The 21904-nt window shown below is 61.7% G+C and carries 18 protein-coding genes and 1 tRNA gene; 11 read left to right on the forward strand and 8 right to left on the reverse strand.

What is annotated here, in order from left to right; all coding sequences use genetic code 11:
* Positions 1 to 2: 2 nt before the first annotated feature.
* From tuf to rpoB, 6 genes are all read right to left on the reverse strand, one after another.
* A complete protein-coding gene (tuf, locus tag TRD_RS04535; RefSeq protein WP_012642069.1) occupies positions 3 to 1205 on the reverse strand; it encodes an elongation factor Tu in 1203 nt (400 codons plus the stop codon).
* 52 nt (positions 1206 to 1257) lie between these two features.
* Positions 1258 to 3366, reverse strand: coding sequence for an elongation factor G (gene fusA, locus TRD_RS04540; RefSeq protein WP_015921950.1), 2109 nt, complete (start codon positions 3364 to 3366; stop codon positions 1258 to 1260).
* A gap of 40 nt (positions 3367 to 3406) precedes the next feature.
* On the reverse strand, positions 3407 to 3877 hold the full coding sequence (gene rpsG / locus TRD_RS04545) for a 30S ribosomal protein S7 (protein ID WP_015921951.1): 471 nt from the start codon (positions 3875 to 3877) through the stop codon (positions 3407 to 3409).
* A 134-nt stretch (positions 3878 to 4011) separates the two neighbouring features.
* Positions 4012 to 4440, reverse strand: coding sequence for a 30S ribosomal protein S12 (rpsL, locus tag TRD_RS04550; RefSeq protein ID WP_015921952.1), 429 nt, complete (start codon positions 4438 to 4440; stop codon positions 4012 to 4014).
* A 125-nt stretch (positions 4441 to 4565) separates the two neighbouring features.
* Entirely contained in the window at positions 4566 to 8945 is a 4380-nt protein-coding gene (gene rpoC / locus TRD_RS04555; protein WP_015921953.1) for a DNA-directed RNA polymerase subunit beta', read from the reverse strand.
* A gap of 18 nt (positions 8946 to 8963) precedes the next feature.
* Entirely contained in the window at positions 8964 to 12452 is a 3489-nt protein-coding gene (gene rpoB, locus TRD_RS04560) for a DNA-directed RNA polymerase subunit beta (protein WP_015921954.1), read from the reverse strand.
* Between the two features lie 591 nt (positions 12453 to 13043).
* Here rpoB and TRD_RS04565 point away from each other — a divergent pair.
* A tRNA-Arg gene (locus TRD_RS04565) sits at positions 13044 to 13116 on the forward strand.
* Between the two features lie 21 nt (positions 13117 to 13137).
* Here the strand turns inward: TRD_RS04565 and TRD_RS04570 are convergent.
* A complete protein-coding gene (locus tag TRD_RS04570; RefSeq protein ID WP_015921956.1) occupies positions 13138 to 13413 on the reverse strand; it encodes a hypothetical protein in 276 nt (91 codons plus the stop codon).
* Positions 13414 to 13630: 217 nt separating this feature from the next.
* Here TRD_RS04570 and TRD_RS04575 point away from each other — a divergent pair, with 217 nt between their 5' ends.
* From TRD_RS04575 to dxr, 10 genes are all read left to right on the forward strand, one after another.
* Positions 13631 to 14191 carry a bactofilin family protein gene (locus tag TRD_RS04575; protein ID WP_015921957.1) on the forward strand — a complete coding sequence of 187 codons (561 nt, stop codon included), beginning with the start codon at positions 13631 to 13633 and terminating at the stop codon, positions 14189 to 14191.
* Between the two features lie 23 nt (positions 14192 to 14214).
* Complete coding sequence (locus TRD_RS04580) at positions 14215 to 14637, forward strand: bactofilin family protein (RefSeq protein WP_226980721.1); 423 nt, start codon at positions 14215 to 14217, stop codon at positions 14635 to 14637.
* A 77-nt stretch (positions 14638 to 14714) separates the two neighbouring features.
* The gene (locus TRD_RS04585) at positions 14715 to 15617 is read left to right on the forward strand and encodes an SH3 domain-containing protein (RefSeq protein WP_015921959.1); all 903 of its coding nucleotides are present in this window, start codon (positions 14715 to 14717) and stop codon (positions 15615 to 15617) included.
* 162 nt (positions 15618 to 15779) lie between these two features.
* On the forward strand, positions 15780 to 16652 hold the full coding sequence (gene rpsB / locus TRD_RS04590) for a 30S ribosomal protein S2 (protein ID WP_015921960.1): 873 nt from the start codon (positions 15780 to 15782) through the stop codon (positions 16650 to 16652).
* Between the two features lie 78 nt (positions 16653 to 16730).
* Positions 16731 to 17276 carry a translation elongation factor Ts gene (locus TRD_RS04595; protein ID WP_041435972.1) on the forward strand — a complete coding sequence of 182 codons (546 nt, stop codon included), beginning with the start codon at positions 16731 to 16733 and terminating at the stop codon, positions 17274 to 17276.
* Positions 17273 to 18031 (forward strand): UMP kinase, encoded by a 759-nt coding sequence (pyrH, locus tag TRD_RS04600; RefSeq protein ID WP_015921962.1) that lies wholly within the window; start codon positions 17273 to 17275, stop codon positions 18029 to 18031. The genes TRD_RS04595 and pyrH overlap by 4 nt, the downstream gene beginning before the upstream one ends.
* Positions 18032 to 18068: 37 nt before the next feature.
* Complete coding sequence (gene frr / locus TRD_RS14115) at positions 18069 to 18623, forward strand: ribosome recycling factor (RefSeq protein ID WP_041436606.1); 555 nt, start codon at positions 18069 to 18071, stop codon at positions 18621 to 18623.
* The gene (locus tag TRD_RS04610; protein WP_081433412.1) at positions 18604 to 19401 is read left to right on the forward strand and encodes an isoprenyl transferase; all 798 of its coding nucleotides are present in this window, start codon (positions 18604 to 18606) and stop codon (positions 19399 to 19401) included. Before frr ends, TRD_RS04610 begins: the two co-directional genes overlap by 20 nt.
* Positions 19383 to 20252, forward strand: a complete 870-nt coding sequence (locus TRD_RS04615; RefSeq protein WP_015921965.1) for a phosphatidate cytidylyltransferase — start codon at positions 19383 to 19385, stop codon at positions 20250 to 20252. Before TRD_RS04610 ends, TRD_RS04615 begins: the two co-directional genes overlap by 19 nt.
* Positions 20249 to 21406, forward strand: coding sequence for a 1-deoxy-D-xylulose-5-phosphate reductoisomerase (dxr, locus tag TRD_RS04620; RefSeq protein WP_015921966.1), 1158 nt, complete (start codon positions 20249 to 20251; stop codon positions 21404 to 21406). The genes TRD_RS04615 and dxr overlap by 4 nt, the downstream gene beginning before the upstream one ends.
* Here dxr and TRD_RS04625 read toward each other — a convergent pair.
* Entirely contained in the window at positions 21403 to 21822 is a 420-nt protein-coding gene (locus tag TRD_RS04625) for a ComF family protein (RefSeq protein ID WP_052294056.1), read from the reverse strand. The genes dxr and TRD_RS04625 overlap by 4 nt on opposite strands.
* Between the last annotated feature and the right edge of the window lie 82 nt (positions 21823 to 21904).

A 21904-nucleotide genomic window follows, 5' to 3' on the forward strand; every position in this document is an offset into this window, starting at 1 on the left:
CCTCACTTGATGATCTTGGTGACGACGCCGGCGCCGACCGTGCGGCCACCTTCCCGGATGGCAAAGCGCGACCCTTCCTCCAGCGCCACCGGCTTGTCCAACTCCACCCGCAGCCGCACGTTGTCCCCCGGCATCACCATCTCCACCCCCTCCGGCAACCCCACCACTTCCCCCGTCACATCCGTCGTCCGAATGTAAAACTGCGGCCGATACCCCGCAAAGAACGGCGTGTGCCGCCCCCCCTCCTCCTTCGACAACACGTACACCTCCGCCTCAAACTCCCGATGCGGCGTGATCGACCCCGGCGCCGCCAGCACCTGCCCCCGCTCCACCTCGTCCCGCTCGATCCCCCGCAACAAGCACCCGATGTTGTCCCCCGCCACCGCCTCGTCCAATACCTTCTGGAACATCTCGATCGACGTCACCACCGTCTGCCGCGTCGGCCCCAGCCCCACAATCTCCACCGTCTCCCCAGGCCGCAGCCGCCCACGCTCGACCCGGCCCGTCACCACCGTCCCGCGCCCCTTGATCCCAAACACGTCCTCGATCGGCATCAAAAACGGCTTGTCCACCGCCCGCACCGGCGTCGGGATGTACTCGTCCACCACCCGCAACAGCTCCCAGATCGGCGCATACTCCGGCGCCTCCGGATCGGTCGACGCCGACTCCAACGCCCGCAGCGCCGACCCCCGCACCACCGGCACGCTCTCCCCCGGATACCCATACTGGCTCAACAGCTCCCGCACCTCCAGCTCCACCAGCTCCAACAACTCCGGATCATCCAGCATGTCAACCTTGTTCAAAAACACCACGATCGCCGGCACCTCCACCTGCCGCGCCAGCAAAATATGCTCCCGCGTCTGCGGCATCGGCCCATCCGGCGCACTCACCACCAAGATCGCCCCATCCATCTGCGCCGCACCCGTGATCATGTTCTTGATGTAGTCCGCATGCCCCGGACAATCCACATGCGCATAGTGCCGCTTCTCCGTCTCATACTCCACATGGCTGATCGCGATCGTGATCCCCCGCGCCCGCTCCTCCGGCGCCTTGTCGATCTGCTCGTACGGCTTGAAGTTCGCCCACCCCTTGAAGCTCAACACCTTCGTGATCGCCGCCGTCAACGTCGTCTTCCCATGATCCACATGCCCAATCGTCCCCACATTCACGTGCGGCTTCGTCCGCTCAAATCGCGGCTTGCTCATCGTGCTACCCCTTTCAGCAACTCGTTTCGACTCACGTCCGACCGTCTCACGCTCAACTCGACTTCCCAGCTTTGGCCATCAATTCTTGCGCGATGCTCTCCGGCACCGGTGCATAGTGATCGAACTCCATCGTGTAGGTTCCGCGCCCCTGTGTCATGGAGCGCAGATCGGTAGCGTATCCGAACATCGTCGCCAGCGGAACCATGGCGCGGATCACCTGAGCGCCCGCACGCATCTCCATGCCCTCGATGCGACCGCGACGGGCATTTAGGTCACCGATCACATCACCGGTGAACTCTTCCGGAACCACCACTTCGACACGCATGATCGGCTCGAGAATCACCGGATTGCCCCGGCGCACGCCCTCTTTCAGCGCCATGGATGCTGCGATCTTGAACGCCATCTCCGACGAGTCGACCTCGTGGTACGACCCATCGACGAGGACAGCTTTCAGGTCGATCACCGGGTACCCGGAGACACCCCCACTCTGCATCGCCTCGCGGATTCCAGCTTCGACGGCAGGAATGTACTCTTTCGGAACGACGCCACCGACGATGCGGTCTTCGAAAACGAAGCCGCTCCCGCGCGGCAACGGCTCCAGTTCCAACCACACATGGCCGTACTGACCACGCCCTCCCGTCTGCCGGACAAAGCGACCCTCCACGCGAACCGGCCGCGTGATGGTCTCCTTGTACGCAACCTGCGGGCGCCCGATATTCGCCGCGACCTTGAACTCGCGTTGCATCCGATCGACGATCACTTCCAGGTGCAGCTCACCCATCCCGGAGATGATCGTCTGTCCGCTCTCCGGATCAGTACGCACCTGGAAAGTCGGATCCTCCTCCGCCAACCGTTGCAAGGCGATCGCCAGTTTGTCCTGATCAGCTCGCGTCTTCGGCTCCACGGCCACCGAGATGACCGGCTCGGGGAACTGGATCGGCTCCAGGAGGATCGGATGATCTGGATCGCACAGCGTGTCGCCCGTGAACGTCTTTTTGAGGCCGATGACCGCACAGATGTCACCGGCCCCGATCCACTCAACTTCCTCGCGGTGGTTGGCATGCATCCGGAGCAAACGCGAGATGCGCTCCCGCTCACCCTTGGTCGAGTTGTACACGTACGAACTACTGTGCAGCCGCCCCGAGTACACGCGGACGTATGTCAAACGCCCCACATGGGGATCCGACTGGATCTTGAATGCGAGAGCCGCGAACGGTGCCTCGTCGTCCGCCTCGCGGGTGAGTTCTTCTCCGGTAACGGGGTGCGTCCCTTTGACGGGTGGAATGTCCAAGGGCGAGGGTAGGTAGTCGACGATGGCATCCAGGAGGAGCTGAACGCCCTTGTTCTTGAGCGCCGAACCGCAGAGGACCGGATATAACTGGCCGCGAATCGTCGCCGCCCGCAGTGCGCGCCGCAGTTCCTCCGGAGTCGGCTCTTCGCCTTCCAGATACCGGAGCATCAGCTCCTCGTCCGTTTCGACGATCTGTTCGATCAGCTTGTGTCGCCACTCCTGAGCCACTTCGACGTACTCGGGGGGAACCTCGGTATCTTCGATGTGCTGGCCCAGGTCGTCGTGGTAGATTTTCGCCCGGAACTCGATCAGGTCAATGATGCCGCGAAACTCGGACTCCAACCCGATCGGCCATTGGATAGCAGCCGGCTGAGCCCGCAATCGCTCGCGGATCATCTCTATCGCCTGGACATAGTTCGCTCCGATACGGTCGAGCTTGTTGATGAAGCAGATCCGCGGCACGCGATATTTGTCCGCCTGCCGCCAGACCGTCTCCGACTGGGGCTCGACACCCTGTACGCCGTCGAAGACGACGACACCGCCGTCGAGGACGCGGAGCGAACGCTCAACTTCGACCGTAAAGTCGACGTGCCCCGGTGTATCGATGATGTTGATACGGTGATCCCGCCAAAAGCAGGTCGTCGCCGCAGCAGTGATCGTGATGCCGCGTTCTCGCTCCTGCACCATCCAGTCCATCGTCGCGGTTCCCTCATGAACCTCACCAGGACGATGGACCTTCCCCGTGTAGAAGAGAATACGCTCGGTCGTCGTCGTCTTCCCGGCATCGATATGCGCGATAATGCCGATATTGCGCGTCCGCTGAAGCAGAACGCGCCTGGCTTCGGTCATCTGTGGTTGAACCGTACTCATCTCCCTCTGACCCCGTTCGTGCATCATCCTTTCTGAAGATCTACCACCGGTAGTGGGCGAACGCGCGGTTCGCCTCCGCCATCCGGTGCGTATCGTCCCGCTTCTTGATCGTCGCACCGGTGTTGTTGGCTGCGTCGATGATTTCAGCAGCCAGTTTGTCGACGAACTTGTAGCCGCTCCGGTTCCGCGCTGACTGGATGAGCCAGCGCATCGCGAGCGAGACGCGCCGGTGGGGTTCCACCTGAACCGGAACCTGATAGGTCGCACCACCCACCCGACGCGGCTTGACTTCGAGCAGCGGCGAGGCATTGTGAATCGCTCGTTGGAACACTTCCAACGGGTGCTGCCCCGTACGCTGCGCCACGATGTCCAACGCCGAATAGACGATCCGTTCTGCAAGCGACTTCTTGCCCCGCTTCATCACCTTGTTGATGAAGCGCTGCAAGAGTTCGCTTCCATATTTCGGGTCGGGCGGGATGGTCCGCCGCTCGTACTTGGGCCGCCTCGGCATCGCTCGTCGCCTCCTTCTTCCGCACCTTGCTCGGCATGAGACAGACGAAGCCGGCAATCCTGGAGCGTTCTCCCGATGCCGCGCTTCGTCTGCCGACAACCACCCAGCCTGGCACAGGCCAGCCGTCGCTGGACCTACTGCTTCGGCTTCTTGGTTCCGTACTTGGAGCGTCCCTGCCGGCGATTCTCGACGCCCTTCGCATCGAGTGCACCGCGCACGATGTGATAGCGCACGCCCGGCAGGTCCTTGACGCGCCCACCCCGCACGAGCACGACCGAGTGCTCCTGCAGGTTGTGGCCCTCGCCCGGAATGTACGCCGTGACCTCGATTCCGTTCGTCAGCCGAACGCGGGCGATCTTGCGCAGCGCGGAGTTCGGCTTCTTCGGTGTCATCGTCCGCACCGCCACACAAACGCCACGCTTCTGCGGATTCCCCTTCGGCACTTGCCGAAGCTTACCCGCATTCCGCCCGACTCGGCTATAGACGAACTGGAGCGCCGGCGCCTTCGATTTCTTGCGCCGCTTTTCCCGCCCCTTGCGCACCAGCTGGTTGATCGTCGGCACCGTTCAGCCTCTCTCTCCGACCTGCGCCCATCGGTAGCGCATCGGCTACGCTGAACAATAACACACCCTCGTGACCCGAGATCTCGGGTCACGAGGGTGTAGTGTACAGGAATCAGCCCGAATCGTCAAGCAGGTTGCCCGGGCTCAGCTTCCCCTGCCGGAAAACGACCCTCCTCGCCCACGCTCACCTCAGGCTCACCGCTGGCATCAGGTCGATCTGTTCCCGGCTGCGGCAAGGGCTCACCACTCGGGCCCAACCCGACCGCCGCCAGTCCCGCGAGAGTCGCCTCGTCCAGAGCGCTCAAGGCAGCCTCACGCCGCTGCTTGCGCTCCCAGAAACCAGAACCAGCCGGAATCAGCTTTCCGATGATCACGTTCTCCTTCAGGCCGCGCAGGTAATCGACCTTGCCCTGGATCGCTGCCTCGGTGAGAACCCGAGTCGTCTCCTGGAACGATGCCGCTGATAGCCAACTTTCGGTAGCCAGCGACGCCTTGGTGATTCCCAGGAGAACCTGCTGGGCCGTGGCCGGCACCCCGCCCTGAGCGATCACTTCTTCGTTGATGCGCAGGAGTTGGGCGCGATCGAGCATCTCCCCAACCAATAGATCGGTGTCACCCGGATCGGTGACGGCAACTTTCCGCAGCATCTGCCGGATGATGATCTCGATATGTCGGTCATTGGTGATCACGCCTTGTGACTTGTAAACCTTCTGGACCTCGTCCAGGATGTAGCGCTGGACAGCATCCCGTCCAAGGGTGTTGAGAAGTTCCTCCGGGCTCACGTTCCCATCGGTCAGTTGCTGACCGGCTTTGACGCGCTCTCCGTTACTGACGAGGAGATGCGCTGTGGCCGTGAGGGGATATTCCTCTCGGCGTTGCTCCTCGCGACGAATGATCAGCTCGTCGCCATCCACGAAAACTTCTCCGTCCATCGTGGCGACGATCGGCTCCCCCTCTCCCTCGGCCGGCCGAGCCAGCACTTGGCCTGCCGTGACCATGTCGCCCGTGCCAACCAGTAGGACGAAGCCCTCTGGAACCCGGTGCGTCTCGGTCTCCAGGCGCGCATCTTCCACGATGACTTTGCGCCCGAACTCGTCCTCGACGACCTGCACGACCCCGTCGATCTTGGCGAGAACCGCTTTCCCCTTCGGCTCCCGGGCCTCGAAAAGCTCTTCGACGCGCGGGAGACCAGTCGTGATGTCCTCTCCTGCGACGCCACCGGTGTGGAACGTCCGCATGGTGAGCTGCGTCCCCGGTTCACCGATGCTCTGAGCCGCGATGATGCCAACGGCCTCGCCGAGTTCGACAATCTGGCGTGTCGCCAAGTTCCGCCCATAGCACAGCCGGCACACGCCATAGTCCGCTGTGCAATAGAGTGGTGTCCGGATCATCACCGCCGTGATGCGGTGCGCCGGCTCCGACCGATCGAGCGAAGCGACGATGTCCGCGACGATCGACTCCGTGATCTCCTCGTTGCGTCGCACCAAAACGGTTCCCGTCGCCGGATCGATCAGGTCACGGGCCGCAACCCGGCCGAGGATACGGTCCGCGAACGTCTCGCGATCCGGCACGTCCTCCAGGCGCACCCACATGCCGTCCTCGGTTCCACAATCGTCGATCGTGACGATCACGTCCTGCGCCACATCGACGAGTCGGCGTGTCAGGTAACCCGAGTCGGCGGTGCGCAGCGCGGTATCCGCCAGCCCCTTCCGCGCACCGTGGGTCGAGATGAAGTACTCGAGCACCGACAATCCCTCGCGGAAATTGGAGCGGATCGGCAACTCGATGATCTGTCCCTTGGGGTCGAGCATGAGCCCCCGCATGCCGGCCATCTGGCTGATCTGGTTGATGTTCCCCTTGGCCCCCGACTTACTCATCATGTAGAGGCTGTTTTGCTCACCAAGGCTCCGCTCGACGACTTGGGCGAGTTCGTCACGCGCCTCGTTCCAAATCGACACCACCTCGCGGTGTCGCTCCGCATCTGTAATGAGACCGCGTCGATACTGGCGCTCGACTTCGGCCACGCGTTGCTCGGCTCGCGCAATGATCTCCGCCTTCTCCGCCGGAATGTGCACATCCGTGACGCCGATCGTGATGCCGCTTTTGGTGGCATAGTGGAAACCGAGATCCTTGATCCGATCAGCCAGTCGAGCGGTCTCTTCTGCACCGAGGCGCGTGTAGCACGTGGCGATCAGCCGACGGAGCGCCTTGCGATCCATGAGTTCGTTCCAAAAACCGAGCTCTTTCGGCAAAATCTCGTTGAACAAGACCCGACCGACCGTCGTCTCGACGAGCTGTTCACCCTGACCATCGATCTCCATCCGAACCCGGATCGGCGCTTGCAGATCGACGGCACCGCTCTGGTAAGCGAGAACGACCTCCTGACGGTCCGCAAAGATCTTCCCCGCCCCCCTGGCATTCGGATCGGGCAACGTCATCGCATAGCAGCCGAGAACGATATCCAACGTCGGTGCGATGACCGGTTCGCCATCCGAGGGGTCCAGGAGATTGCGCGTCGAGAGCATCCGCTCGCGCGCCTCCCGCTGGGCTGCTGCAGACAGCGGGACATGGACCGCCATCTGATCGCCATCGAAGTCAGCATTGAAGGCCGCGCACACGAGCGGATGCAACTGAATCGCCGAGCCCTCGATCAACTTCACTTCGAACGCTTGGATACCCAGGCGGTGCAGTGTCGGTGCCCGGTTGAGGAGAACGAGATAATTCTGAGTCACTTCCTCCAGGACATCCCAGACGCGTGGGTCCATTCGTTCGACCAGTCGCTTAGCCGCCTTGATGTTGTGGGCATGGCCGTGCACGACCAGCCGCTGCATCACGAACGGCTTGAAGAGCTCCAGCGCCATCCGCTTGGGCAATCCGCACTGGTGCAGCTTCAGGTCGGGCCCAACGACGATGACCGATCGGCCCGAGTAATCGACGCGCTTGCCCAGGAGGTTCTGGCGGAACCGCCCCTGCTTCCCCTTGAGCATGTCGGAAAGGCTCTTGAGTTTGTGCTTGCTCGTCCCGGAAACGACGCGCCCGCGCCGACCGTTGTCGATGAGCGCATCGACCGCCTCCTGCAGCATCCGCTTCTCGTTGCGGATGATGATGTCGGGTGCCCCGAGCTCCAACAGTCGCTTCAACCGATTGTTCCGATTGATGACGCGCCGGTAGAGATCGTTGAGGTCAGAGGTCGCAAAGCGCCCACCGTCGAGTTGCACCATTGGCCGCAAGTCAGGCGGGATCACTGGCAAGACCGTCAGGAGCATCCATTCGGGCCGGTTCCCGCTCTTGCGGAGCGCTTCCACGAGACGCAAGCGCTTGGCGATACGCTTCTGTCGCTGGCCAGTCGCCTGCGCCATTTCTGCCCGAAGCTGCGCCGAGAGCTGATCCAGATCCATGCTCGAGACGACCTCGTAGACTGCCTCGGCACCCATCTTCGCCTCGAAGACACCCGGGGCCAGGTCGGCAAGATCCCGATACTGTTGCTCGGTCAGCACCTGGAGTTCGTGGATCTCCTGAACCTGGCGAATCAGCTCATCGGCTTCGGCTCGGAGATCTGCCTTCTGGCGCTCGATCTCGCTCTGCAACGTCGCCAACTGCTCAGCGATCCGCCCAGTCAGGAACTCCTGCTCCGCTTCGACCAGCGCTTGCTCGCCACTGACCGCGCTGCGAGCGTTCCGCTCAGCCTCGTTGACCGCCTCCTGTTCGGCCTCGTCCAGTTCAGCGAGATGCCGTTCCGTCAGGATTTCTCCACGCGCAGCGATCAGCCGACCAGCGAACTCCAGATCCTCTTCCGCAGGCGTGCCGAGTGCTTCCTGCAACCGTTCACGCAGCCCGGCAGCTTGGCGTCGAACGCGCTCGACTTCGCTCACTACCCGCTCGCGGGCCTCGCGCTCGAGCGCCTCGCGCCGATCGCGCAAGGCCAGAAGCTCCGTACCCTGCGCCTCCTCCAACTCACGACGCTTGGCCTCCAGTTGGCGATCCAACTCATCGAGCTCGGCTTGCAACTCCTGTCGGATGTTTTCGATCAATTCCTGTCGTTTGGCCTCGTCGACACGGGTCACGAGATACGAGGCGAAGTACAGCACACGCTCCAGATTGCGCGGGGTGATGTCGAGGAGCAACCCGAGTCGACTCGGCGTCCCCTTCACATACCAGATGTGCGCGACCGGCGCAGCCAGTTCGATGTGCCCCATCCGCTCGCGCCGGACCTTGGAACGGGTGACCTCGACTCCGCACTTGTCGCAGATCGTCCCTGCGTAACGCTGCCGCTTGTACTTTCCACAGTAGCATTCGAAATCCTTGGTCGGACCGAAAATCCGCTCGCAAAAGAGCCCCCCATGCTCGGGCTTGAGCGTGCGATAGTTGATCGTCTCCGGCTTGGTCACCTCACCGTATGACCAGCTCCGGATCGCCTCCGGCGAGGCCAATCCGATCCGGATCGCTTCGAAGTGATTCACATCGATCGATTTGCGTGTCTCGCGCTGGCGTGCGACTGTGCTCATGCGCGCTCACCCCTCGTGTCATTCTTCCGTGCGCTCGAAGCCGCTCAGGTTGATCCGATCGAGATGCGAGAGAATCTCACGCTCCCGGCCGTGGTCTTCGCCGAACTCGATCGGCTCCTCGTCTTCGTTCAAGACCTCGACCGAAAGCCCGAGGCTACGCAGCTCTTTGACTAACACCTTGAACGATTCCGGCACACCCGCCTCGACGATCGGCTCCCCTTTGACGATGGCTTCGTAGGTCTTGACGCGCCCCACGACATCGTCCGACTTGACCGTCAACATCTCCTGTAGGGTATGCGCCGCACCGTATGCCTCGAGTGCCCAGACCTCCATTTCCCCGAAGCGCTGGCCACCGAACTGTGCCTTGCCTCCGAGCGGCTGCTGCGTCACCAGCGAGTAGGGGCCGGTCGATCGTGCGTGAATCTTGTCCTCGACCAGGTGAACGAGCTTCATCATGTAGATTATGCCGACCGTGACGGGACGATCGAACTTCTCGCCGGTGCGCCCGTCATAGAGTTCGACCTTCCCATCTTCAGGTAAACCAGCCTTTCGCAAGAGTTCGCGAATTTCTTCTTCCTTGGCACCGTCGAAGACGGGACTCGCCACCTTGATGCCGAGCGTATGAGCTGCCCAACCGAGGTGTGTCTCGAGAATCTGACCCAAATTCATGCGCGAAGGGACACCGATCGGATTGAGGATGATGTCGACCGGTGTCCCATCCGGCAAGTACGGCATGTCCTCGATCGGCACGATGCGCGAGACGACCCCTTTGTTGCCGTGCCGACCAGCCATCTTGTCGCCCTCGGAAATCTTCCGCTTCTGGGCGATGAAGACGCGAACCATCTCGTTGACACCGGCTGGCAGCTCGACGCCGCTCTCGTCGTCGCGCCGGAAACGCTTGACGTCGATGACGATCCCGTGCACGCCATGCGGCACGCGCAAGCTCGTATCCTTGACGTCCCGCGCCCGCTCGCCGAAGATGGCGCGCAACAAGCGCTCCTCCGCCGACAGTTCCGTTTCGCCCCGCGGCGTGACCTTCCCCACGAGAATGTCGTTGGGACCGACCTGCGCGCCGATCCGGATGATCCCGTCGGCGTCGAGATTGCGCAGACTGTCCTCACCCACATTCGGAATGTCGCGTGTGATCTCCTCCGGTCCCAACTTGGTATCGCGGGCCTCGCACTCGTACTTCTCGATGTGGATCGAGGTGTACACGTCTTCGCGGACCAGTCGCTCGCTGATGAGGACCGCATCCTCGAAGTTTCCACCCTCCCACGACATGAAAGCAACGAGGACATTTTGTCCGAGCGCGAGTTCGCCGTTCTCCGTGCTCGAGCTGTCGGCGATCACGTCTCCCGCCTCGATCCGCTGGCCCTTTTGCACGATCGGGCGCTGGTTGATACACGTATCCTGGTTGGACCGGACGAACTTGCGCAGCTCGTAGACACGCTCGTTGCCGTCATCTTCCAGCACGACGATGCGGCGCGCAGTGACCGATTTGACGATGCCCCCTTTCTGCGCGACCACGACCTGGCCTGAATCGCGCGCTGCCTGATACTCCACACCGGTTCCGACGATCGGTGCGCGCGGACGCAGCAGCGGTACCGCTTGTCGCTGCATGTTGGCACCCATGAGCGCCCGGTTCGCATCGTCATGCTCGAGGAACGGGATCAGGGCCGCCGAGACCGACACCACTTGCTTCGGCGAGACGTCCATATAATCGACTTTCTCGGGAACCTCCAGCACGAATTTGCCCGCTCGCCGCGCTTCGATCCGGCTGGCCACGAAGCGCATGCCCTCATCGAGGGGAGTGTTCGCCTGCGCGATCGTAAAGTGTTCCTCTTGATCGGCCGTGAGATAGTCGACCTCGTCGCTCACGAACGGCAGGACATCGACACGCGTGACCCCAGCCGCGATCAACCGGTCGCACAGTCCCCGGTCGACCGTCGTGCCGCGGCCCGCGAGCAACTCACCTGTCTCAGGATCGACGACGTCCGTGCGAAGAACTTGGCCGATGAGGAGATCCGCCTGGCTCGGCAACTCGATATGCCGGTAAACCCGGCGATACGGCGCCGTGATGAAGCCGTACTCGTTGACTTTGGCATAGGTAGCCAACGACGTGATCAGTCCGATGTTCGGACCTTCTGGGGTCTCGATCGGGCAGATCCGCCCGTAATGCGAGTCGTGGACGTCACGCACCTCGAAGCCCGCCCGCTCGCGATTGAGTCCCCCAGGACCGAGTGCGGAAACGCGACGCTTGTGCGTGAGCTCAGCAAGCGGATTGGTCTGATCCATGAACTGCGAGAGCTGGCTCCCTGCGAAAAACTCGCGGATAGCAGCACGCAGCGGCCGGGTGCTGCTGATCAGGCTTGCTGGGGTCGCGGTGTCGATATCGACGATCGTCATCCTCTCGCGGATCCCGCGCTCCAGGCGCTGGAGTCCGGTCCGCAGATGCATCTGAATCAGCTCACCGACCGTCCGCACCCGCCGGTTGCCCAGGTGATCGATGTCATCCGGCCGATCGAGTCCTCGATTCACGAGGATCATGGTTCGCACCAGAGCAGCCAGGTCCTCGCGTGTGAGAACCCGCACGTCGGCCGGCGTCTCCAGCCCCAGCCGCTTGTTCAGCTTGTACCGACCCACCTTGCCAAGATCGTAGGTACGCGGATTGAAGAAGAGGCGTTCGATGAGCGCAGCAGCGTTCTCCCGCGTCGGCGGATCCCCGGGGCGCAAGGTCTTGTAGATCTCCATTTGAGCCTCTTCGCGGCTCTTCGTTCGATCTCGCTCGATCGTCGCCGCGATGTAGCGATGATCGGGATCGGTATCCACGTCCGCGAACAGCTCGAAGAGTTCCTCGTCGCGCCCATAACCGACGGCACGGAGAAGAACCGTGACCGGAATCTTGCGCTTGCGGTCGATCTTGACTGACAAGACATCGCGATTGGAAGTCTCGAACTCGAGCCACGCTCCTCGAGTCGGAATCAGTTTGGCCATGCACAGCTGCCGACCGGTAGCCGGGTCAGGCTCGAGTTCGAAGTACGCCCCCGGCGAGCGAACGAGCTGGGAAACGACGACACGCTCCGCCCCGTTGATGACGAAGGTCCCGGTCTCCGTCATCATCGGAAAGTCGTCGATATAGATGTCACTCTCCTTGACCTCACCGGTGTCGCGGATGACGAGCCGAACGCGAAAATACAGCGGAGCGGCATACGTCATGTCGCGCTCGCGACAGATCTCCGGCGTGTAGCGTGGCTTTTCGAACCAGTGGCGCAGAAAGTGGACTTCGAGTTTCTGATTGTAGTCAATGATGGGCGAAAACTCCTCGAGGAGTTCTCGCAAGCCTTCGGTCTTGAACCACTCGAACGACTTGAGTTGAAGCTCGATGAGGTTCGGCATCTCTAGTACGGTCGGAATGCGGGCGAACGAAACGCGCCCGATCCCGAGATTCGACCGTACCTGGCGAACTGCGGACGATGGCATCGCGGTCGCCCCTGTCGTCACAGTCATCGTTCTCCCTTTCCTCGTGCCGGATGCTCGAATAATCGGTTACTCGGGGATACGCAACTCGGTACGGACTCGTGGTGGCCTCATGGACCGGCCTACCCAACGCGCGAAGGAAAAACCGAGAGCCAAGCGGACATCACCGCTCGGCCTCGCCCTGTGCTCGATGCGTTGCGTGTCACGCCGCCTCATGCGCGCGCGTCACCTCTTCGCAAACGCATAGCATATCACGGATGCTGCCTTCCTGTCAATCCCATCCCGTCGTCGCCCGAAAGCGGTCGCCACCCTCGAAGGCCGCCCGGCGCTTTGTGCTCCGGAACCGGAGGAGTCGAGAGCGGCGAATTCCTTCTGTTCCGACTGTTCCGACGCCGCTCCATCGCACGATCGACCGGTGGCGGTGTGTCGATCCACCGCTATGACGCACCGGCCGCGTGACGTTTCGACGCACGAGCCGAGGCCGCAGACAAGGCTTTCTACTCGCGTCCGTCTCCTCGCCCCCACACGAGACATGCAAGGGTCTGCTCACTAGAACGGCCTTACGCAACGCACCCTTGCACAGCTGGAGGGAAACGTGCTAGAGTTCATGCAGTGCAACGAGCGCCCGTAGCTCAATGGATAGAGCGTTTGCCTCCGGAGCAAAAGGTTGCAGGTTCGAGTCCTGCCGGGCGCACCTGGTGAGCCGATCTCTCCACTACCAACGGTGACTGTGCTCGGAAATCTCCCATTCGGCGCGGAGAAGATCGCGACGGCGACGGCGGATCCGCACGAGCCGATACCAGAAGGTGAGCGGACCCCACACGAGAAGAACGAGTCCCACCAACCAGGCAACATGGTTGAGCACTAAGTACCAGACGGTCGACCACTGCGCGGAAAAGACGATCGCCAGCAGGATCGTCCAAAGCTTGAAACCGACCACGATCCCGCCGAACCACCATGCCATTTGGCGCCAGGCGTATCGCTCTTCCATACTGCCAGTGTACTCCCTCATCGCTTCGCGTACCATCGCTTTCCGGCGAGTCTGCATCGTTCCACACTGTCCGTACGACCTTGCTATACTGCCATCGTCACCAGGTCGTCGAGCTGCCACGCCTCAACGCTGCTTTTCCACTCAGCGACTCGCGCGTGCTCCAGTTCGATGGCCCGCGACGGAGTGGCACACTGATGGGAGCGAAAGGAGTGAGGCGATGTTCCGACGCGAGCCGCGCGACCCCCTGGAACGCCAGTTGTCGCAATTCCGCCAACAACTGGAGCAGACGACTGCCGACGAGGAACTCGCCCTGGACGAGGATCTGCTGCCCCGACCCACTACGGAATCATCGGCACCATCTTCCCGCACCAGTACCTGGCAGCCACCCGAGCCTCCGGCTCGCCAGCCGGCTACCCCGGATCGCATGTTGAGTATCGTTGCTGCCAACGCACGTTGGCAAGGAACGCTCGAAACGGAGGGCTCTCTGGTCATTCATGGGCACGTCGAGGGGACGATTCAAGCTGCCCATGACGTCACCATCTTCGAGGGAGCGACTGTGCGAGCGGACATTGCTGCTCAGCAGGTTATCGTGCGTGGGTCAGTGCAGGGACGCATCGATGCCCGGGGTCGACTGGAAATCCATCCGGGAGGCGAGGTCATCGGTGAGGTCTCAGCTCCATCCTTGGTTGTCCACGAGGGCGCACGCCTCTCCGGCAAATTGAAGATGGGAGCAACGGAATCGACCGACTCCGCACCGAGTCCCGGAGGTTATCGATGATCGAGGATCGGAGCAGTTCCCCCATGCGTCCGATCGAGAGTCTCACGCTCATCGATCGCTACACCACGGTCGAAGGGACACTCGTGTCGTCCCGCGACATCCGCATCGAAGGGGAACTTCGCGGCACACTCCAATGCGAAGGAGCGGTGCACGTCGCTGAGGGCGGACGAGTCGATGCGACGGTTGAAGCGGGCGCGATCACCGTCGCCGGTCAGCTTCGCGGGTCGATAACGTGTCGGGGCAAACTGCATATTCTGCGAACAGGTCGCGTGACCGGCTCCATCACGACCAACTCGCTCGTGATCGAGGAAGGCGGTCGCTGCGAAGGAGAACTGGCGATGGGGAGTGCATTGGCTGAGGCGTCGCTTCCGAGCGCCAGCCGGGGAAATGCCAGCGCGATGCTCCCCGAGTCGGCATCGACCACCCTGGAAAGCACCGAATCGTAGCACTGCCAGGATTGCCGGTATACTCGACCTGCGCACCCGACTCGGGGTGAGAATGAGCATGGGGTGAAAGCGGTACGATGACGATCGAGAGAAAGTGCGGAACGTGCAAGTACTTCGAGCCTGCACCGTTGTGGCGCAAGGGTTGGTGCCGCCACCCGCTCCTGTATGCCCCGCATCAAAGCCATCTCGTCAGCGAAGACGATCTCGATTGCGACCGCGGCATGACGAACTACTGGGAGCCGGCGGAGCAACCAGTTCGTGAGCGACCGGAAGAGGCGACGCACGAGTATCGGGTGATCCAAGTTGGCGACAGTCGGGGAGATGAAGGGAGAAGTGGCTGGACGGGTCGAGAGCGAGAGCGAGGGACAACGATGAGTTTTTTCCGTGATGAGCCACCCGAGCGCGATCCTGAAGCCGAAGAACCAACGATACCGCCCTTTGCGAATCGGCCACCCACGAGTACTCCCTTCGGAACTCAACACTCCTACACCTATCACACGGACGAGCGATATTGGACGGACTACTTGCGTGTAGCGGCACCAGTACTGGGTATCATTCTCATGCTCGGGCTCGCCTGGTTCTGGATCAACCAGTTTCTCAACCGGGGCGAGGTCGTCCCTACTGTCACACCACAAGTGATCACTGGCCCTACGCCCACTCCCCAAGGGACACCATTGGGGCTCATCGCAGTGACGCCTGCTGCCACGAGCCAGACCCCCACCGTCACCGCGTCGCCAACGCCGCGAACGACGATCGGACCTGGAGCGACCGTCGTCGTGGCCAACACGGATGGATCGGGCGTGAACTTCCGTTCCGCGCCGAGTACTAGTGCCGATGTCATCGAGCGGCTTCCTGAAGGAACTGAACTGACAGTCGTCGGTGAGTCAGTGACGGCCGACGGGTACGTGTGGTGGCCAGTCAAGTACCGTAATCAGACCGGATACGTCGTGGCTGACTATCTCGAGTTGGCGAAGCCGTAATCGAGGCAGACGCGTGTTATACTCCTGTCGCCGGCCACTGCGCCGGACGAAACACGTACCTGGACCGCGCCCGGTGTGCTGGTAAGGTTAACGACCCTCCAGTTCCAGCGCGGGTCGAAGGGTACGGATGACGAACACCGGTCCAAGTAAAGGAGTCGGAACGTGTCCATCGCCGAACACGAGACAGAACAGGTTCCCCTGAAAGCGCTTCTCGAAGCCGGTGTGCACTTTGGGCACCAGAGTAAGCGCTGGAACCCGAAGATGCGACCGTACATCTTCGGTGAGCGCAACGGCATCCATATCATCGATCTCCGCCAAACCGTGAGGCTGCTGGCTGAAGCTGAGTCGTTCGCTCGGAATCTCGCTGCTCGCGGCGGTGTCTTCGTCTTCGTCGGCACCAAGAAGCAAGCACAGGAGATCATCCGGAGCGAAGCCGAGCGCTGTGGCATGTATTCGGTCACTGAGCGCTGGCTGGGAGGAACACTGACGAACTTCGTGACCATCCGCCAGCGACTGCGCTACCTCGTTCAGCTCGAAGAAGAGGTGCGCAGCCCCAACTTTGCTTTCCTTCCAAAGAAGGAACAAATGCGTAAGCTTCGCGAACTCGCCAAGCTCGAGCGAACGCTGGGCGGCCTGCGCGGTTTGACGCGCCTTCCTGATGCGCTCTACGTCGTCGATCCCAAGCGTGAAGCGATCGCCGTTGCCGAGGCACGCCGGCTCGGTATACCGATCATCGCGATGGTCGACACCAACTGTGATCCGGATTTGATCGACTACGTCATCCCAGCAAATGACGACGCGATCCGTTCTATCCGCTTGATCACCAGTCGCATCGCTGACGCCATCCTCGCTGGTCGCACGATGTACGAAACCGAAGTGGGTGCCGGCGAACAAGTCGCCCTCGAAGAGAGAGAGCTGCCCACCTACGAACTGTTCGACGAAGAGTACGTGGAACTGCAGGAAGAACTCGACGAAGAGATCGAAGAAGAGGAGCAAGGATCACTCGAAGCACGTCTGCCCAAACACAAGTACTGATCACTCTGCAGTGAGGGAGGCCGGCACGGGCGTGCCGGCCCGTTTGTGCCTGACGAGCAGAGACTGAAGGGGGGACTGGTGACGATCACGACGGCGATGATCAAAGAACTTCGCGAACGAACCGGCGCGGGCATCATGGACGCGAAGCGCGCGCTTGAGGAAGCTGGTGGCGACATGGAACGAGCAGCCGAGATCCTGCGCCAGCAGGGACTCGCCCGCGCTGCTCGCAAAGCTGGTCGCGCGACTGGTCAGGGGCTCGTCCACGCCTACATTCATGGTGGTGGACGAATCGGGGCACTGATCGAAGTCAACTGCGAGACTGATTTCGTTGCCCGAACTGATATTTTCAAGCAGCTCGTGCACGATTTGGCGATGCAGGTCGCTGCGACTGCTCCTCGCTATGTGTCCGTCGAGGACATCCCACCGGATGTTCTGGAAGAGGGAATTCAGGAAGCCGGATCACGCGACAAGTTTCTCCAGCAAGTCGTCCTCCTCGCCCAGCCGTTCATCAAGGATCCCTCCAAAACAGTGGAAGAGGTCATCCAGGAAGCTATCGCACGGCTGGGTGAAAATATCCGCGTGCGACGCTTCGCGCGCTTCGAACTCGGTAGCGATGAGGCATGACGCGGGCGAGTGAACCGAACACACGACCCCGATACTACCGGGTACTTCTCAAAGTCTCCGGTGAAGCTCTGATGGGGGAGGAAGGCTACGGTATCGACCCCTCAGTGGTGGCGCGGCTCGCTGAAGAGATCGCGCGTGTCGCTGCGCGCGGTATTCAGGTTGCCATCGTCGTCGGCGGTGGAAACATCTGGCGCGGCCTTGCCGCCAGTGCCCGCGGCATGGATCGGGCAACCGCTGACTACATGGGCATGCTCGCGACGATCATCAATGCCCTGGCCCTGCAGGATGCGCTCGAGCGCCAAGGCGTACCGACACGGGTGCAAACAGCGATCGAGATGCATCAGGTTGCAGAGCCGTATATCCGCCGCCGCGCCATCCGTCACATGGAGAAGGGACGCATCGTCATCCTCGCAGGTGGGACAGGGAATCCTTACTTCACCACCGATACAGCGGCCGCACTGCGTGCTGTCGAACTCAATTGCGATGTTTTGTTGATGGGAAAATATCGGGTCGACGGCGTGTACGACGACGATCCGCGCCGGAATCCGCGGGCACGGAGATATCGCGTGATCAGCCATCAAGAGGCACTCGAGCGCAATCTGCGGGTCATGGATCAATCCGCACTCGCTCTCTGCCGCGAGAACGATCTCCCGGTGATCGTCTTTGACTTGCTTACGCCGGGTAATATAGAGAAAGCAGCGCTCGGTCACGAGGTCGGTACGCTCGTCTGCTCTGGTGTCACGTCCTACGCCTGAAACGAGCGGTCGGTCATCGGAAGGAGTGATCGCGATGATCGACGAAATCTTGCGCGACGCCGAACAACGCATGAAGAAAAGCATCGAGCTGCTCCGGCAAGAGTTAGCCGGAATTCGCGCCGGACGAGCTGCGCCGAGTTTGCTCGAGCACCTCGAGGTGAACTACTATGGAACTCCAACGCCACTCAATCAACTCGCGACGATCAGCGCGCCTGAAGCTCGCCTGCTCGTCGTTCAGGTGTGGGATCGCAATGCGGTCAGTGCAGTCGAAAAGGCCATTCGCCAATCCGAACTCGGCCTCAACCCGTCCGTCGACGGACAGACGTTGCGCATCCAGTTGCCTCCCTTGACAGAGGAGCGCCGACGGCAACTCGTCAAGCTGGTCCATGAAGAGGTCGAGGAAACGAAGGTCGCGATCCGAAACATTCGTCGCGACGCTCTCGCTGACATCAAGGAACTCCTCAAGAACAAGGAGATCAGCGAGGACGACGAGCGACGAGCCGAGCAACGGCTCCAAGATCTCACCAACCGCTACATCGCAGAAGCCGACAAGCTCGGAAAGCAGAAAGAACATGACATTCTCGAAATCTGAGCAGGTACCGACTCCTGACCATCACGAAGCCGTCTGCTCAGATCGTGTGCCCGTGCATGTCGCCATCATCATGGACGGGAACGGTCGCTGGGCTACCCAGCGTGGTCTCCCCCGGTTGGCTGGCCATCGTGCCGGCACGGAAAACATCCGACCCATAACCTTCAAGGCGGCTGAATTGGGAATCCGTTATCTGACTTTGTGGGCTTTTTCCACCGAGAATTGGCGACGACCCCGCGATGAGGTCGAAGGACTCATGCAGATCTTGAGCGAGGTCATCGAGCGCGAGACCGAGGAACTGCACCGGCACGGGGCACAACTCCGTCATATCGGTAGTCTCGAGGGGCTCTCACCTTCGCTCCAACGCCAGATCCACGAGGCGATCGAACTCACGAAACACAACGACCGGATCGTTTTGACGATCGCTTTCAACTACGGTGGACGCGCCGAGCTCGTTCAAGCGATCCGCCGTATCGTCGCGGAGGGTGTTCCTCCCGAAATGATCGACGAAGCGACCGTCGAGCGGTATCTCTATACCGCCGGCATGCCCGATCCAGATCTCATCATCCGCACGTCCGGCGAACTGCGCACCAGCAACTTCTTCCTTTGGCAAGCAGCGTACGCAGAATATTATTTCACCCCAACGCTCTGGCCCGACTTCACACCCGATGAATTTGAGCGAGCGATTCGGGACTTCCAGCGGCGCGAACGCCGCTTCGGTGGGCTTCAGTCAGCCCCGGTCTCACTGACGGCCACGGACCCGTGCGCCAGCGCACCCTGAGTGCCGTCTTGGTTGTCCTGATCACAGTCGTGCCGATTGTCCTGGGCACGGCGATCTTGCTTGCTCTCCTCCTCGGCGTGACGATCCAGGCAGCACGGGAACTCACGCGCGGCTTCTCCCGAAGCCTTCCTCTGTCCCTTTCCTCCGCGAGTGTGACGATACCAGCTGCCATCCTTCTCATCGTCACCTTTTTCACGACATCGGGCACGATCCTCCTTGCGGCGAGTGTCGCAGCTCTGTTTTTCCCGCTCGCCTGGTATGCCCACAGCGATGACCTGCAGCAGGGGCTTCGAGCAGCACTCACGACATCGTTCGCAGCCCTGTACCTCGGCCTCCCACTCTCGTCGGCGCTCGCTCTACGCTCTCTGGAGGGCGAGATGACGAGTGAATGGATCCGCGCACTCGCACGAGCGAGCGGCAACGAGCAGACTGCCCTCGGGCTGGCATGGATCGGCTGGGCAATTGCCATCACCTGGCTCACGGACACGAGTGCCTACCTGGTCGGTGCACGCTGGGGACGCCATAAGCTCACGCCACGCTTGAGCCCTGGTAAGACGCGTGAAGGAGCGCTCGCTGGGCTCCTCACCGGCGCCGTGGTCGGCGCCCTCGGCCCGTCGGTCTTCGGGCTTCCGTTCGCCGCCTGGTTCGGCGCTCTCGCGGGCACCGCGCTTGCCGGGCTTGCCGAACTGGGAGATCTGGCAGAGTCGTTCCTGAAGCGTGGTCTCGGGCTCAAAGACTTCGGAACCAGTATTCCCGGACACGGCGGTGTGCTCGATCGCATCGACGCGCTGCTGGTCACGATTCCCGCGTCCCTGCTCCTTGCTACACTCCTGGGTGGGGGAAACGGATGAGACTCGGTGTGAGTCTACTCGGCTCGACCGGATCGATTGGACGCCAGACCCTGGAGGTGGTTGCGGCGCATCCTGACCGTTTCCGAGTCGTCGCACTGGCTGCGCGTAGCCAGATCGATGCACTCCAAGAGCAGGTACGGATCTTCCGCCCCGAGCTCGTTGCGATCGCGCAGGAATCCCTCGGCATCTCCTTTCCGGATACCCGCGTCGTGAGCGGCCCGGGTGGGCTGGTCGAAGCCGCAACCTATGAAACAGCCGACATCGTTGTGATCGCCCTCTCTGGCAACAGCGGTATCGAGCCGACGCTCGCCGCTGCGGCAGCTGGCAAGACGATCGCACTCGCCAACAAGGAAAGCGTTGTCTGCGCCGGTCCACTACTCCGCGATATCCAATCGCGAACTGGCTGTCAGGTGCGGCCAGTCGATAGCGAGCACAGCGCCCTCTGGCAGCTCCTGCAGTTACCGCATCGACCAGCGGAAATCGCTCGCGTCATCCTCACCGCATCGGGCGGACCATTTCGCGACCGACCGCTCGAACACCTGAACCAGGTAACACCGGATGAGGCACTCGCTCACCCGACCTGGCGGATGGGACCGAAAATTACCATCGATTCAGCGACCCTGTTGAACAAGGGGCTCGAGCTGATCGAGGCACACTGGCTTTTCGATCTTCCGTTCGAGCGTCTGGACGTGGTGATCCACCCGCAGAGCATTGTGCATGCACTCCTGGCGTTCGTGGATGGGACAACTGTCGCGCATGCAGCCTACCCGGACATGCGCCTGCCCATCCAATACGCACTTTTTTATCCAGAGCGTGTCGCGAGCACAGTTCCTCCACTCGATCTTGCGCGGATCGGCCCGCTCGAATTCTTCCCCCCTGATACCGAGCGATTTCCCGCGCTCCCCTTAGCCCGCGAAGTCGGCATCGCCGGCAGCACCTATCCAACTGTTCTCTGCGCCGCAGATGAGATCGCGGTCGAGGCCTTTCTCGCCGGCCAAATCCGCTTTACGGAGATCGTTCCGCTGATCCGCAGTGTCCTCGATCGTCACCAGCCAGCGAGCGAACCGCTGACATTGGAAGCCATTCTCGCTGCCGATCGCTGGGCACGATCCGTAGCCCGAGAACTTGTTGGGCGTGCGATCCGTCACGCTTAAAACTGCTCCGTTGCCCGTGCGAAGGCGAGGACGACCACTGCCGATGCGCCTGCCCGTACCAGTGCAGTCGTCCCAGCGGCCACGGTCGCTCCGGTGGTGATCGTGTCGTCGATCAGTAACACCGTCCCGTGCAGCGGAGAGCCAGACCAGACGAAAGCACCAGCGACGTTCGCCCAGCGTTGCGAGCGAGTCCGTCCGACTTGAGAAGCCGTGTCTCGCGTTCGCTGGAGTTGATCATGAAGGGGGATGTCGAGTTGGCCAGCGACCGCTTTTGCCAGTATCGCGCTTTGATTGAACCCGCGCTCACGCCGGCGCAACGGGTGAAGGGGTATCGGTACGACGCAGGTCAAGTCACTTCGCCACGGTGCCAGGATTTCCGGGCTGGCCCGCCCCAACTCACTCGCAAGTTCCTCCATCCGGCGACGCTCGCCCCGGTACTTCGCCCGATGCAACGCGGCACGAACGGGTCCTCGATAGAGAAACAACGCTCGTGCCGCG

The sequence above is a fragment of the Thermomicrobium roseum DSM 5159 genome, from assembly GCF_000021685.1.
In the GTDB taxonomy this organism is placed as follows: Bacteria; Chloroflexota; Chloroflexia; order Thermomicrobiales; family Thermomicrobiaceae; genus Thermomicrobium; species Thermomicrobium roseum.